General features: G+C 44.9%; 13 protein-coding genes. 2 read left to right on the top strand and 11 right to left on the bottom strand.

Features of this window, described 5'->3' with window-relative positions; genetic code table 11:
- From AC0VYG_RS10170 to AC0VYG_RS10155, 4 genes are all read right to left on the bottom strand, one after another.
- The gene (locus AC0VYG_RS10170) at positions 1 to 942 is read right to left on the bottom strand and encodes a PDR/VanB family oxidoreductase (protein ID WP_475432160.1); all 942 of its coding nucleotides are present in this window, start codon (positions 940 to 942) and stop codon (positions 1 to 3) included.
- A gap of 141 nt (positions 943 to 1,083) precedes the next feature.
- A complete protein-coding gene (locus AC0VYG_RS10165) occupies positions 1,084 to 1,719 on the bottom strand; it encodes a TetR family transcriptional regulator C-terminal domain-containing protein (protein ID WP_475432159.1) in 636 nt (211 codons plus the stop codon).
- 503 nt (positions 1,720 to 2,222) lie between these two features.
- The gene (locus AC0VYG_RS10160; protein WP_475432158.1) at positions 2,223 to 3,740 is read right to left on the bottom strand and encodes a BCCT family transporter; all 1,518 of its coding nucleotides are present in this window, start codon (positions 3,738 to 3,740) and stop codon (positions 2,223 to 2,225) included.
- A gap of 28 nt (positions 3,741 to 3,768) precedes the next feature.
- Complete coding sequence (locus AC0VYG_RS10155; protein ID WP_475432157.1) at positions 3,769 to 5,763, bottom strand: CocE/NonD family hydrolase; 1,995 nt, start codon at positions 5,761 to 5,763, stop codon at positions 3,769 to 3,771.
- 112 nt (positions 5,764 to 5,875) lie between these two features.
- Between AC0VYG_RS10155 and AC0VYG_RS10150 the strand changes: the two genes are divergently transcribed.
- Both AC0VYG_RS10150 and AC0VYG_RS10145 read left to right on the top strand, forming a co-directional pair.
- Complete coding sequence (locus AC0VYG_RS10150; protein ID WP_475432156.1) at positions 5,876 to 6,817, top strand: LysR substrate-binding domain-containing protein; 942 nt, start codon at positions 5,876 to 5,878, stop codon at positions 6,815 to 6,817.
- Positions 6,818 to 6,918: 101 nt separating this feature from the next.
- The gene (locus AC0VYG_RS10145; protein ID WP_475432155.1) at positions 6,919 to 7,779 is read left to right on the top strand and encodes an NAD(P)-dependent oxidoreductase; all 861 of its coding nucleotides are present in this window, start codon (positions 6,919 to 6,921) and stop codon (positions 7,777 to 7,779) included.
- Between the two features lie 66 nt (positions 7,780 to 7,845).
- On the opposite strand, the gene AC0VYG_RS10140 is transcribed toward AC0VYG_RS10145, so the two are convergent.
- From AC0VYG_RS10140 to paaA, 7 genes are all read right to left on the bottom strand, one after another.
- Complete coding sequence (locus AC0VYG_RS10140) at positions 7,846 to 8,130, bottom strand: hypothetical protein (RefSeq protein WP_475432154.1); 285 nt, start codon at positions 8,128 to 8,130, stop codon at positions 7,846 to 7,848.
- A 149-nt stretch (positions 8,131 to 8,279) separates the two neighbouring features.
- Complete coding sequence (gene paaZ / locus AC0VYG_RS10135) at positions 8,280 to 10,331, bottom strand: phenylacetic acid degradation bifunctional protein PaaZ (RefSeq protein ID WP_475432153.1); 2,052 nt, start codon at positions 10,329 to 10,331, stop codon at positions 8,280 to 8,282.
- Between the two features lie 126 nt (positions 10,332 to 10,457).
- Complete coding sequence (gene paaE, locus AC0VYG_RS10130) at positions 10,458 to 11,531, bottom strand: 1,2-phenylacetyl-CoA epoxidase subunit PaaE (RefSeq protein WP_475432152.1); 1,074 nt, start codon at positions 11,529 to 11,531, stop codon at positions 10,458 to 10,460.
- Positions 11,532 to 11,567: 36 nt separating this feature from the next.
- Positions 11,568 to 12,101, bottom strand: coding sequence for a 1,2-phenylacetyl-CoA epoxidase subunit PaaD (gene paaD / locus AC0VYG_RS10125; protein WP_475432151.1), 534 nt, complete (start codon positions 12,099 to 12,101; stop codon positions 11,568 to 11,570).
- A complete protein-coding gene (gene paaC / locus AC0VYG_RS10120) occupies positions 12,088 to 12,849 on the bottom strand; it encodes a 1,2-phenylacetyl-CoA epoxidase subunit PaaC (RefSeq protein ID WP_475432150.1) in 762 nt (253 codons plus the stop codon). The genes paaD and paaC overlap by 14 nt, the downstream gene beginning before the upstream one ends.
- A gap of 7 nt (positions 12,850 to 12,856) precedes the next feature.
- Positions 12,857 to 13,138, bottom strand: a complete 282-nt coding sequence (gene paaB / locus AC0VYG_RS10115) for a 1,2-phenylacetyl-CoA epoxidase subunit PaaB (RefSeq protein WP_199476753.1) — start codon at positions 13,136 to 13,138, stop codon at positions 12,857 to 12,859.
- Between the two features lie 19 nt (positions 13,139 to 13,157).
- On the bottom strand, positions 13,158 to 14,150 hold the full coding sequence (gene paaA / locus AC0VYG_RS10110) for a 1,2-phenylacetyl-CoA epoxidase subunit PaaA (protein ID WP_067017220.1): 993 nt from the start codon (positions 14,148 to 14,150) through the stop codon (positions 13,158 to 13,160).
- Positions 14,151 to 14,158: the final 8 nt, after the last annotated feature.

Below are 14,158 nucleotides of genomic sequence, written 5' to 3'. Positions count from 1 at the left end.
TCACAACTCCAAAGTAATACGAGAGGAGTCACAGCCTGCACAGCACAAAGCGATATATTCTTCGCGCTCTTCCGACTCAAGACACTCATCACGGTGTATTGGGCTGCCATTACTCCAACGAACAAGACAACTACCACAGACACCTTGTTCACACACACTTTCGACATGGATACCTGCGTTACGTAACGCACTTATCATGGTCATACCTTTTTCGACCACAACACGCTTATTACTTTCGCTTAGATACAACTCAAATGTATTATTTTCAGATTCAAGAATCTTTGCCGCAAAACGTTCCTCATGCCAATGAGCTGAGGGCAAAAACGCACACTGATTTTTCGCCTCAATCATCATGCCTTCTGGTCCACAGCAATAAATATGCATATCTTCCGGTAATTTTTTTAAAATTTCCGATAGGTCAAATGAATCTCGTCCCTTCAAAAAATAATGAGTTTGCCAAGATGCGTTATGCAGAACATCAGAAAACAGCAGCTGATCTTTGCTGCTAGCGCAAACAATGAAGGTAAATGGCTCTAGTTTAGCGCTGAGGCTATAAGCCATCGATAGCATCGGCGTCAATCCAATGCCACCCGCTATCAATAGATGATGAGAAGCATGATCAGCTAGTGGGAAAAAGTTTTTGGGAGGGCTAATGTAGAGTTCACTTCCTACATCTACTGAATTATGCATTGCCTTAGAGCCACCCCGCCCAATATTTTCACACTTAACAGCAATACAATAATAAGAAGAAGCGAATGCAGGATCACTACATAATGAATAAGAACGAGTAAATTGGGAAGAAATTTGCACATCGATATGCGAGCCTGCCGAGAAGAATGGCAAGCAAGCAACCTCTACTGGCTCAAGCTTATAAAGGGCAGTATCTTTTGTTAAAAACTGGCGCAGACTAACTTTAACTTTTATCTTTTCATTTAATTTCATAATAGACCAAATGGTTTGTCCAATCGGTCTAACATAAGCACTTAACGTGCCAAAGTGAATTCTGTTTAGAGAATCACTTGGCCAAGAGAATTAGAAAAATAAAAAACAAAAGAGACCAAGAGCAGTCAGCGCTAATGGTTATTACAGTCCGCAACCTGCGAGAATAAGCGCTGTCACTTCATTTATTAGCTTCTCTTGAAGAGAGTATTCCTCCAAAGAAGTCGACATAACCAGCTCTACTTGAATTCTATAGTCAGCGTAATATTGAGTTAACGCCCAGATATTCATCATTAGTAAACGTCCATCTAAAACTCGGATTTGACCCCTTTCCACCCATTCGTCAATTACCTTTACATTCAACTCTGTATCTTTCAATGCTTTGGGCCAGAAGGGTTCTAAACGCTCTCCACCGGATAGTATTTCCATGGTAAAGACCCGAGACAACTCTGGATATTCCAAAGCAAACTTTAGTTTCACATGAATATATTGCTTTAAAATATCAGTCGGTGTTTGATTACTTTCCTTTAAGTTCGCAAACTGGCTCCATGCCTTAAATAATTTCCCAAGCACTTGATTATAAAGATCTTCTTTATCTACTATATAATAGTGCAACTGGGATTTTCTCAAACCTGCACGCTTTGCAATAGCTTGAGTAGAAGCTCCCATGAATCCATGTTTACTAAACTCGAAAATAGCAGCATTGATAATGTTTTCCTGTATTTCTTCTCGAGTCAATTTAGACTTTTCAACACTAATACTTTGACTATTTTTTTCCACTGTCGCACCACTCTGGTTCTAACTGCTCAAATATTGCACAAACTGTGCGCACTACTACGCTAAATTCAATAATAAACCAAATCAAAAGAGTTCCATTTTGGTCTACGCAATTAACAGTATCAAGTTTAAACACAGCTTGTAGATAAATTTTCAGCTAGTACTAGAGCACTTTGATCTTTTATATGTGTGTGCCAATCAACCCACATTGGTAGCTATAACCCTAGTCAACGTCGTCCTTTCCTTAGTATGGCATGCTGGATTCTCTCGACACTGAATCAACTCTCTCAATGTTTGTCTATCGTACCCATTATCAGCCACCACAGCTTCTACCTTTGGTGACGCTAATATAAATGATTAAAAGAGCTTGGCTATCAGATAACTGAAAATAGACCAGCGGACCGCCCGCCAATATCATCAACAAGGCTCTGCACCACGTAATAAAAATGGCTTAACAACATTCATGCTAAGCCATTTTTATTCATTTAAGTGGTTTTAAGAAACCATTACTTGTCTAGCAATGACGGATTCTTCATCCATTTAATCAAAGTAAAGCTACAGCATAGAATAATCAATGTGGCGGGTAAGCCACCGAGGTTTGATAACGATTTAATTCCAGCCACCCCAACTGTACTGACCATGATCCAAGCCACTAAACCAATGATAGCCCCCCACAAGATTTTGATTGGCATGCCAGTGCCCTCTTGGGACTCGACATTAAATCCTTTGACACATAGGTCACCAATGGCATCGGTACTTGAATCTGCAGCAGTAACGTAGGAGATAAAAGAGATAAATATCAATAGTAATGATGTCAAAGATCCAAAAGGTAACTCACCAAAAATATGGTAAAGCAGTTTCTCAATTCCTCCCGAATTTAAAATAGTATATAGACTGCCATTACCGTGTTGATCCATAAAGATCGCCGTTCCCGAGAAAACCGAAATCCACAAAAGGATAAATAAACTAGGGAAGATAACATTTACTTGGATAAACTCACGCACAGTGTAGCCACGGGCAATTTTTCCTAAAAACATGGCTGTAACTGGCGCCCAAGCAAACCAAACTGCCCAGTAGAATACACTCCAATAATGTGGCCAAGGGTCATTGGCTGCTTGACCAGTGAACAAACTTAAACGGAAGAAGTTTTGCAAAAATGCGCCCAGCCCTTCTACTCCAATACCCAATATGTAAAGCGTTGGGCCACAAATTAAGGTGAAGACAAATAACGCAATCAATAACCAAAAGTTCACCATGGACAATCGAGCGATGCCTTTGATCAACCCCCTCGCAGCGGACAATACAAAGGTAATCACGATGATCGCAATAATAATGCCTAACGTGAGTGCATTTTTTTCTATAGGTAAAAATTGACTCGTACCACCTAACAAGGTCAACGCCCCTGTTCCCAATGAAGATGCCATGCCCACGACGAGAGAATAAAGTGCGAGGGCATCAATCACATCACCCATTCGGCCCGTTACATACTTACCAAAGACGGGACGTAATGAGCTACTGATGGAGTAAGGGAGTTTTAGATTGTGAAATGCCAGAGAAAAGATCAATGCAGGCACACCATAAATTGCATAAGGTGTTGGTCCCCAATGCAAAAACATCGCAGAGAAAGCAAACAATACCGCATTTGGGCTATCCGGTTTTATTCCCCAGCTTTCTGGTGGCGAATGCAAATGATAAAGCGGCTCGGCGGTGGTCCAGAACAGTACGCCCACAGCCAACGTCGTACATAGCACAATCATAAACCAGCGAGACTTGCTGAGTGTTGGAGTGGCACTCTCCCCACCAATTCTGACATTACCCAGTTTCGAAAAATACGTAATGGCAATCAATACCAGTAGATAAAAGCTTCCCAAACTAAATAACCAGGAAAAGTGCGATAGCACGAAATTGTTGGCTACCTTGGTGTATTGCATAAATAGGTCTAAATTTACCAAGCTGAAAATTAACGCGCCAACCAAAATAATAAAGGTTGGAAAAAAGACCAGCGGCCGTAGTGATTTAAGCATAAAAAAATATCCTCACAGTATTAATCGATTAAACACCCGTTCTCTTGATGGTTTCGTCAAACTCTTTACTGAAAATGAGTTCGTCATCATGAAACGCTTGCCAAGTGCTAGTAATGTAAAAATGATCATGGTCACAACGCATGTGATAGACGCTTTTTAGACCTGTCCACCAGCCTTCTCGGCCCATTTTTAAATCGAATGTCAGTTTGGATTCCGCGCTAAGAGGGTCGTCTGAATGAATGGTCTGCCACTGGCTCATGGCCAAATCAATCTCACTGTCGCAGGAGTTAAAATGTTGGCGACCAAAGTCGTCGTGTGTTTCTAGTGTCACCAAGCCTGTTTTGTAATCCTGATGAACAATGCGCCGACTGCTTGATGGGCGAAGTGATTCGCCATCAAATGACACGGCCTTGTCATAAGCAGGCGGTTCAACTTCTGTGATTAAGTTTTCTCGATATGGTATTTCGATGCCGCTTTGTGCTGACTCTAAGGTAATCGTTGCGCGATCTGCAGAAGGCCAAATAAGTGGCCAACATGCTGTAGAGATCGACACTCTTAAACGGTGACCGATTGGTAGTTTATAAGCAACATGATTAATTGGTACGGCGATTTGGTAAAGCTCTCCTGGAATGAGCTGCTCGACAGATTCGTGGTTGTCTCGATGCGTTAAATTCAATACGCCAAAGCTGATGCGTGTTACCGCACCATCGGGATGGACATCACAGATGCGTACCGCGAGATTAGCTGTCGGTTTATCGCTGCGAATCGCCAAGTTCGCTATCACTTGACCTGCAATCGCCAGATCTTCTTCCAGAGGCAAGGTGTCGAAACAGAGAGAGCCCGCATCATCAGAACGCTGATCTGCGGGTTGCTCCATCTCCAAACGAATCCCCACGCAAAGACGCCCTCCATTAAGGCCAACCGTTTGTGGTGAACAGATCTGTTGAGCAAAAGTATCCTCTTGGGGTTTTTCAAGTAGCTGTCCATTTGTCGTGTAGAGCGTTTTATAGCGAGTTTGTGGTGAAGGCCAAACAGGTTCCGAAATCCATTGTCCAGGACGCTGTTTGTAGTCCCCTTGGGGACGAACACTGTCCTGCATGTAGTAGGTTAATACAGGCTCATCATCAATACCATTTTCCATATCTTTCAACCATCGATCCCACCAGCGAACAGACTCTTTCACATAATCTATTTTAGGGTTCGGGTAAGCGATGTTGGGGTATTTGTGTGCCCATGGGCCAACTAGACCTTTGCGAGGCACACCTAAGTTCTCGAGTAAGCTAAAGACCGTATTACGATAGTTGTCTGCCCAACCACTCATCGCATAGACTGGGATTTTTATATCACGGTAGTTTTCGCACACTGAACCGTGCTTCCAATAGCTATTGCGTACTTGTTCGGTTAACCAAGTCTTCGCTAAAAACGGCATATTGTTCAAACGATCTAACCATTGATCTTTCCAAGCTTCGCCCACCAACTTGGCATCCGGCGCTCGCCCTTGTGCGTACGCCCAGAAAAACGCAGCCCAATCTAAATTGTCGTTCAGCAAGCAACCACCCATGTAGTGCACATCAGTAGCGTAACGATCATCCGTTGAACATTGAGTAATAATGGCTTTCAGCGCAGGTGGATTAAGAGCTGCGACTTGTAGTGAGTTAAATCCTCCCCAAGAAATACCGACCATGCCAACACGACCACTACACCAAGGTTGATCAGCAAGCCAAGCAATAATATCAACACCATCTTGCAGCTCTTGCTCGGTATATTCGTCGGTAGTGTGTCCTTCTGACTCGCCACAGCCGCGAAGGTCTACGCGAACACAGGCGTAGCCATGTGCAGCGGTTTGTGCCATGGTAATTTCATCTCGAACGATGGTTCCATCATTTTTCCGGTAGGGAAGAAATTCAAGAATGGCGGGGACAGGTTGCTGATCGGCATTGCTTGGTAACCAAGCTCTATAGGCTAACTTCGTACCATCTGGCAGTGCCAACATAGCATGATGTATGTGTTTGACGTTCGGCATGATATTCCTTCGTTTTATTTGTCATGTATATCCATATTAGGAAGCAGAGATAGTAAGTAAAACGCTATTTTGTTAGTCTCAATTGAACTAAAAGTTCAGGATAGATACATCCATGGCGATTAAAAACCGAACGATTCCTTCTTTGAATAGCCTGATTTTGTTTGAAGCATCCGCTCGTCTTGGCACGCTAACCAGCGCCGCTAATGAGTTGTGCGTTTCACCTACCGCTGTTAGCAAACAGATCAAGCAACTGGAATCTTTCCTAAATACCAAATTATTTATTCGTAAAAAAACAGGTTTAGAACTGACACAAAAAGGAAAAAATTATTTAAAAAGTGTTAATCAAGCATTAACTTTGTTAGCAGAAGAGTCACAGAAAATGGACGATCAAGTATCTCCTTTGCCACTAAATTTAGAAATTGGCGCTTGTTTTAGTCACTTCTGGCTGATTCCACATTTAGATGATTTTCGAGACAAATACCCAGATATTATGCTTAATATCAGCATCAATAATGAGAGGAATATGAGTGAAGTAAAAAGCGATGAATACGATGTCTCATTTTATTATGCTTCGTTAAATACTACTCATAAGAACAATTTTTTATTGTTTAACGAGCGAATGTTGCTGGTATGCAGCCCTGCTTTCTTGGCCAAAAGACCTGAAAGTCGTCATTTAAATAATCTTTGGCAGCAACCTTTGCTTGGTCTTAAAGATGCACCAGGCTTTTGGGAAAACTGGCAGACTTGGGCCAGCCTATTTGGCATAGACTATCAACAGCCACAAAATGAGATTCAAATGGAAGATCAAATTGCCGTTGTCCATGCCGCGATAAACGGCGCAGGCATTGCTTTAGCGTGGGATTGGCATGTGAAATCGCTACTCGATGATGGCAGCCTGATCGCTCTCACCCCAGCGGTGGAATGTCATAACAATGCCTTCTTTCTAACGTGTGCCGACAATGCTAATCGATACAGTTCAGGCTGCTTTATTGATTGGGTGATGGAGCAGGTAGAAGAACAAAAAACTATTACTCAAACCTTTACAGACATTTGAGTGCTTTGCCCAACGATAAGAAAGCGTTTGACTGTAATTTACAAACTCTGCCTTTTTCTATTTGTTACAATGGTGGAAATATCACTAAGAAAGAGGGTTTTATGGCTAGTGTTGGATTTTTAGGTTTGGGCATTATGGGTAAAGCGATGGCGTTAAATTTACTCAACGCCGGATTTGATGTGACGGTTTGGAATCGCAACCCAGAAAAATGTACTGAATTAGTCGTTAAAGGTGCCCATCAAGGTATCTCACCGAAAGACGTTGCAGCGAACTGTGACATTACCTTTGCTATGGTCTCAGATCCAGACGCCGCTTTGGCACTTTGCCAAGGGCCAGATGGAGTTGCTGCTGGCATTGGCTCAGGTCGTGGCTATGTTGATATGTCGACCGTAGATGACGGCACATCAAAAACAATCGCTCATTTAATCACTCAAGCAGGCGGCCGCTTTTTAGAAGCCCCCGTGTCTGGTACCAAAAAACCCGCCGAAGACGGTACGTTAATCATCTTAGCGGCGGGTGATCAATCCCTGTATGACGATGCTAAACCCGCTTTTGACGTAATGGGTAAAATGTCCCCCTATCTTGGCGAAGTCGGCCAAGGGGCTAATATGAAACTTGTGGTGAACATGATGATGGGCGGCATGTTGAGCATCTTCAGCGAAGGTCTGTCTTTAGGCCAAAAAGCAGGATTAGACGGACAGCAGATTTTAGACATCCTTGATGCTGGCGCCATGGCGAACCCCATGTTTAAAGGCAAAGGGGCCATGCTGTTGAATGAAGATTACACTACCAGCTTTCCGCTTAAACACATGCAAAAAGACATGCGACTTGCGGTTGCGTTAGGGGATCAGCTTGATCAGCCTCTGCCAACGGCCGCTATTGCCAACGAAGCTTTCAAACAAGCCATGAAAGCAGGTTTTGCGGATGAAGACATCGCAGCAGTTTATAAAGTGGTAAAATAGACACGGCTTGAAAACAAGTTAAACGTAAGAGGAAAGCTTCAAACGCTCTCCTCTTACTCTCTTTATCTAGGCATTTGCCGTCACGTTCACCCTTGGCAAATCTGACCCATCATAATAATTAACGTAAAAGGTTAACCCCTCACCTGTGTAGGTAATTGACTCCCCTGCGGTAACTCTTTTATCAACAACCGATTTCTTGTTTTGAAAAATAGCAAAGTTAGCCGTCCCTTCTGCTGAAGGATCTAACGTTAGTGTCAACGTTGTAGCATCAAAAAACGATGCGGTAAATAGTGAGTGTTGAGTACTCGTATCTAAGGCCAAACGTGCATATAACTGTCGGAAGGATGACATATGATATTCCTTTGTTGTGTATTTGAGTGAAACGTAAGCCAATTATCTGACCCAAGTGGAAAGATAAAAAAAACATCACCATCACTCAATTACACGGGATTACATGAGATCATCCTTTCCTAGCCAACGATGCTAAAATTCTCCACCAATCAGCCCGCTTTTCTAACCAAGGTTAAAATGTCATAGCTGGCAACCAGCTCATCGCGCTGGTTGGTGACTTGAACGTCCCACACCACGACACCTTGTGGCTCACCTTTAGGACTTAACTTGCCTTGATCGATTTTGCGTTTACAGGTTAAGCGCGCACGAATAGTGTCGCCCATTGGAACAGGTGTAATAAAGCGCAACGTATCCAAGCCATAATTCGCCAATACAGGGCCTTCGCCCGGAGAGACAAATAAACCCGCGGCAGCGGATAACACAAAATAGCCATGAGCAATACGCTGTTCAAACTGAGAATCTCGTGCGGCAATATCGTCGAAGTGCATATAGAAATGATCGCCAGACAAGCAGCCGAAGTTTACGATGTCGGCTTCTGTGACCGTACGTCGATGAGTCAATAGAGACTCGCCAATGCGAAGGTCTTCAAAATAACGACGGAAAGGATGCACATCGGTCTCATAGGTCTCGCCACCACGAACGTACTCACCCGTTACGGCGGATAACATGGTCGGTGAACCCTGAATAGCAGCACGTTGCATATAATGTTTTACACCACGAATCCCGCCCAGTTCTTCGCCACCACCAGCACGTCCAGGGCCACCATGTTTTAACATAGGCAATGGCGAACCGTGTCCGGTGGATTCTTTTGAGGAGGCCTCATTCAAGATATGCACTCGACCATGATACGCCGCCAGAGCAGGCACCACTTGTCTGGCAACATCAGGGTCTTGTGTGACTAAGGTTGTGACCAAAGAGCCTTTACCGCGCGCAGAAAGCGCAATAGCGTGATCAAGATCTTTATAAGGCATTAACGTACTAATCGGACCGAAGGCCTCTATGTCGTGCGCTCCGCCTTCGGCATCTGGGTCATTACTCAGTAGCAAGGTAGGTTGTACAAACGCCCCCTTTTCAGAGCCGTTGCCAAGACATTCAAAAGAGGCATTATGACCATAAACAACCTGACTGCTTTCTAACAACAGGTTGAGTTGAGATAACACATCCTCTTTTTGCTCAAAAGACGCCAATGCACCCATGCGTACCGAGTCTAAATGGGGATCACCAATCGACACTTTGGCAAGACGTGCGGTTAGAAGTTCAGATACCGCTTGAACTTGATTCTCAGGGATCAAGACACGACGAATCGCCGTACATTTTTGCCCCGCTTTCACGGTCATTTCCCGCGCCACTTCTTTAACAAAAAGATCAAACTCAGGACTGTCGGCTGATACGTCCGGCGCTAAGATGGCGCAGTTCAGTGAATCCGCTTCGGCGTTAAAAGGAATACCGTTATTAATTAAGTTCGGTGTGGCTTTCAACTTGGCGGCAGTGCTTGCAGATCCGGTGAAGGTCACCACATCTTGCCCCTCCAAACGATCCAACAAATCGCCGGTACGACCTATTACCAGCTGTATACTGCCCTCCGGCAATACACCAGACTCTTGCATCAGGCGCACACACGCTTCGGTCAAATAGGAAGTGGATGTAGCAGGCTTAACAATACAGGGCATCCCCGCAAGGAAATTGGCAGCAAACTTCTCTAACATGCCCCAAACAGGGAAGTTAAAGGCGTTAATATGTACGGCCACACCGTGTCGTGGCACCAAAATATGGGAGCCATAGAACTGTCCTTCGCGACCTAACGGAAAAGCATCGTCTTCATGAATCAGGTTACCTGATGGCAATTCTCGTCGCCCTAAACTCGCGTAGGTAAATAATGTCCCCGCACCACCTTCAATATCTACCCAGCTATCAGTACGAGTGGCACCGGTTAATAAGGAAATCGCGTACAATGACTCTTTGTGTTCGAGTAAATATTTACCTAAGTCTCGTAAACAAGACGCCCGGCTCTGAAAGTCCATCGCCATCAAAGCAGCGCGACCTTTGCTGCGAGCAAATTCCAGTGAACGACCAAAATCAATGGTTTCAGCGTGTGTATGATAAATCGTTTCACCGTTAACGGGGCTAACTAGCGCTTGTCCAGCTTGGTTACCTAACCACTCGCCTGCAATAAAACTTTGTAAGATAGGACTTTGGCTCATAGTGTTCTCTCTCCATCGGTGGCGTAGTACCACCGTCATCTTTGTTATTATGATGTACTGATCGTATTGTTCGCTTGTTAATTGTCTTTATGCTTTCTATGCAATCAGACGAACGATCAAGCTGAATTAGATTTGGTCAAAATCCAACACAACCTTTTTGGACACAGGGTAAGACTGACAAGAAAGCACGTAACCGGCTTCCACTTCGTAGTCTTCAAGACCAATGCTGATGTCCATGTCCACTTCGCCTTCAACCACCTTGCATTTACAGGTAGAACATACGCCTGCTCGACATGAAAACGGCAGGTCGGCACCGTGCTCGTTGCCCGCATTCAGCAAGTTCTCGGTATTTTGTTTTAGGTCAAAAGTCATCCCATGACCATCACGAATAACGGTGATTTCTGACGTATCCGCATGGGCGGCAGCCTGGGCACGTTTTTCTCGTTTGCGCTCATTGCCAGCGGCAGCAAACAGTTCAAAGTGAATGTTTTCCTCTGGCATGCCTAACGTTTTCAAGACATCCTGAACGGTTTCTGTCATGGATTGAGGACCACAAATAAACGCCCCTGTTAAAGCTTTCACATCCAGCCAACGATCAAATAGAACACGACATTTATCCGCATCAATATGGCCGTTATACAAATCGATATCCTGTTGTTCACGGCTCAATACGAAGATCAAATTCAAACGATCCATATAAGCGTTTTTGAGATCGGCAAGTTGGTCTCGGAACATGGTAGAAGACGTGGAGCGGTTACCATATAACAGGGTGACTTTACTGTGCGGCTCAGTGGCCAAGGTGGTTTTCGCAATAGACAGAATCGGAGTAATACCGCTGCCTGCGGCAACCAATAAATAGTCGCCATGACGAGCGGGATCAAGCTCTGAATAAAAATGCCCTAACGGCGGCATGACCTCAATAACATCACCTACTTTAATCGAGTCATTCGCAAACGTAGAAAACAGTCCATCAGGTACGCGTTTAATGGCCACCCGCATTTCATTATCGTGAACACCACTGCAAATGGAGTAAGAGCGACGCACTTCTTGACCATCAAGATGAGTGCGTAATGTTAAATACTGACCTTGTTTAAATTGGTAGGCCTTTGCTAAATCCGCAGGGATATCAAAAGCTAGGGAAATAGAATCCCGCGTTTCACGGCGTAAATCTGAAACAGTAAGTGGGTGAAATTGATTCATCTGTGTCTCCACGGCCAAATTATTGTTATCTATGGCTCAAATGCATTTAAAATAGTCAAACGGTTCTAAACAGGACTTACAGCGATATAACGCTTTACAGGCTGTCGAGCCGAATTCACTGATTTGCTCCGTGTCTTTGCTGCCACAATGTGGGCATTCAACTTGTGTTATTCCCGACAACAAAGAGCGCTTATTTGAGCTCCCAACTGGGGGAGCGATGCCGTATACTTTAAGGCGATTTCGACCTTGTTCGGTAATCCAATCCGTTGTCCAAGCAGGGTCTAAGCGCTGGGATACTTTCGGATGAGCAAAACCCGCTTCTTGCAGCGCATCCCGTATCGATGTTTCGATATATTCCGTCGCGGGACAGCCTGAATAAGTTGGTGTCACAACCACCTTAAGGTGCCCATCAACCCAACTGACGTCCCGCACGATACCAAGGTCCATGACACTCACCACCGGCACTTCTGGATCCATTACCTCTTCCAGCACCTTGTAGGCTTGCTGGATATCGGCCTCGCTCCCAGAACGACCCTGTTGGTCGGTGGTAATTAACTCACCAGCTCGCATCGGGATAAGCTCGTTGTAAGAATTGCATTTCTGCTAATAAGATGCCCAAATGCTCAGTATGCATGCCTGTTCGCGCACTCAAATAGAAAGTGCTTGGTGCATCAGGAACCGTCAAGGTCGCTTTAGCGAAGACCTCATTGACTGTCGCTAACCATTGCTCAGGCAGCTCGGCAAGGGATGGGATATCACCCGACTCAGCTAAAGCCATCTCAGTAGCGTTTTTCTCAACCAACTCAACAGTAAAACGCCAAACCGTATCGATCGCTTTTTCCATGCGTTGATGGCTTTCGTCAGTACCGTCTCCTAAACGCTCAACCCATTGAGAAGAACGACGCAAATGGTAGATCACTTCTTTTAATGACTTTGTGGCAATCGCTGAAATGCGCTCGTCTTTTGCGTCTTTCAGTATTGTCAGTAGGTGAAATTGCCAAGCGTCATAAAAAAACTGCTTTGTCATGGTGACGGCAAAATCACCATTTGGTTGTTCAACTAATAACAAGTTGCGGAACGCACGCTCATCACGACGAAACGCTAATACATCGGCATCGGTGCCATCGTTGATGCGCTCAGCCGCATATTCATACCAATTGCGCGCTTGGCCTACCAAATCGAGCCCAACGTTCATCATCCCCATTTCTTCTTCAATAGCTGGGGCGCGGCCTGTCCATTCACACAAGCGCTGGGCTTGGATCAAGGCGCTGTCGCCGAGGCGCAGTAAAAACTCGGTTAATTCATCGTACTGTGTCATAACCACCTCACATATGTCCGACTTCATCGGGCAATTCATAAAAACTGGCATGACGGTAGACTTTGTCTTCTGCTGGATCAAACAAAGGCTCTTTCTCATCACTCGCCGTTGCCGTAATGGCGGCGGATGGCACAACCCAAATACTCACACCTTCATTGCGGCGTGTGTACAAATCTCGTGCATTTTCAATGGCCATTTCAGCATCGGCTGCATGCACACTGCCCACATGCTTGTGATTAAGACCGTGCTTACTGCGGATAAAGACTTCAAAAAGTGTCCATTCAGACATGGTAAATACCTCAAATTCGTTAGGCTGCAGCCTGTTGTTTTTGTTTTTTGTTGGCATGAGCGACCGCCGCTTCACGTACCCACGCTCCGTCTTGGATGGCATTTCGGCGTGTTTCCAAGCGTTCGCGATTACAAGGCCCATTACCTTTCAGTACCTCGTAGAACTCTTCCCATTGGATTTCTCCAAAGTCGTAATGACCGCGCTCTTCATTCCACTTCAAGTCTGGATCTGGCGCTGTACAACCCAATATTTCTAACTGAGGAACCGTCTGATCGATAAAGCGTTGACGCAGTTCATCATTGGTGTGACGCTTGATTTTCCATGCCATGGATTGGGCTGAGTTTGGCGACTCCGCATCACTTGGACCAAACATCATTAGCGATGGCCACCACAAGCGATTGATTGCGTCTTGCACCATGTCTTTTTGCGCTTGCGTGCCGTGGCGCATCATATGCAAAAGGATTTCGTAACCTTGGCGCTGGTGGAAACTTTCTTCCTTACAAATACGAATCATGGCACGTGAATAAGGACCATAGGACGTACGCTGCAACACCACCTGATTGACAATAGCAGCACCATCGACTAACCAACCCACGGCTCCCATGTCCGCCCAATTTAAGGTGGGATAGTTAAAAATACTGGAGTATTTAGCACGACCGGAATGAAGCTTTTCGATCTCTTCATCACGATCTGCGCCCAAGGTTTCCATTGCGCTATACAGGTACAAACCGTGCCCGGCTTCATCCTGAATTTTCGCCATCAGTTGCAATTTACGTTTCAAGGTTGGGGCACGTGTGACCCAGTTACCTTCTGGCAACATTCCCACAATTTCTGAGTGAGCATGTTGTGAGATTTGACGAATCAAGGTCTTACGATAGTTATCTGGCATCCAGTTTTTTGCCTCGATTTTAATCTCGGCATCAATTTTTTCCTGAAAGGCCCTTTCTTCTGGCCCCATTTCAGCCAAGGATTTTACCGCTTTCACCCCTGTTTCAACTTGTTGTGCATACATACAAACCT

The organism is Marinomonas sp. 63XJN7_7_ISO-PGPR-S23-202 (assembly GCF_056173505.1).
The sequence above is the reverse complement of the archived record's forward strand: the minus strand, read 5'-3'. Positions and strand labels throughout refer to the sequence as shown.

Excerpts from the sequence above, each read along its gene's own strand:
- AC0VYG_RS10170 (WP_475432160.1), bottom strand. The coding sequence starts at position 942 with ATGAAATTAAATGAAAAGATAAAAGTTAAAGTTAGTCTGCGCCAGTTT.
- AC0VYG_RS10160 (WP_475432158.1), bottom strand. The coding sequence starts at position 3,740 with ATGCTTAAATCACTACGGCCGCTGGTCTTTTTTCCAACCTTTATTATT.
- AC0VYG_RS10155 (WP_475432157.1), bottom strand. The coding sequence starts at position 5,763 with ATGCCGAACGTCAAACACATACATCATGCTATGTTGGCACTGCCAGAT.
- AC0VYG_RS10150 (WP_475432156.1), top strand. The coding sequence starts at position 5,876 with ATGGCGATTAAAAACCGAACGATTCCTTCTTTGAATAGCCTGATTTTG.
- AC0VYG_RS10145 (WP_475432155.1), top strand. The coding sequence starts at position 6,919 with ATGGCTAGTGTTGGATTTTTAGGTTTGGGCATTATGGGTAAAGCGATG.
- AC0VYG_RS10140 (WP_475432154.1), bottom strand. The coding sequence starts at position 8,130 with ATGTCATCCTTCCGACAGTTATATGCACGTTTGGCCTTAGATACGAGT.
- paaZ (WP_475432153.1), bottom strand. The coding sequence starts at position 10,331 with ATGAGCCAAAGTCCTATCTTACAAAGTTTTATTGCAGGCGAGTGGTTA.
- paaE (WP_475432152.1), bottom strand. The coding sequence starts at position 11,531 with ATGAATCAATTTCACCCACTTACTGTTTCAGATTTACGCCGTGAAACG.
- paaD (WP_475432151.1), bottom strand. The coding sequence starts at position 12,101 with ATGCGAGCTGGTGAGTTAATTACCACCGACCAACAGGGTCGTTCTGGG.
- paaC (WP_475432150.1), bottom strand. The coding sequence starts at position 12,849 with ATGACACAGTACGATGAATTAACCGAGTTTTTACTGCGCCTCGGCGAC.
- paaB (WP_199476753.1), bottom strand. The coding sequence starts at position 13,138 with ATGTCTGAATGGACACTTTTTGAAGTCTTTATCCGCAGTAAGCACGGT.
- paaA (WP_067017220.1), bottom strand. The coding sequence starts at position 14,150 with ATGTATGCACAACAAGTTGAAACAGGGGTGAAAGCGGTAAAATCCTTG.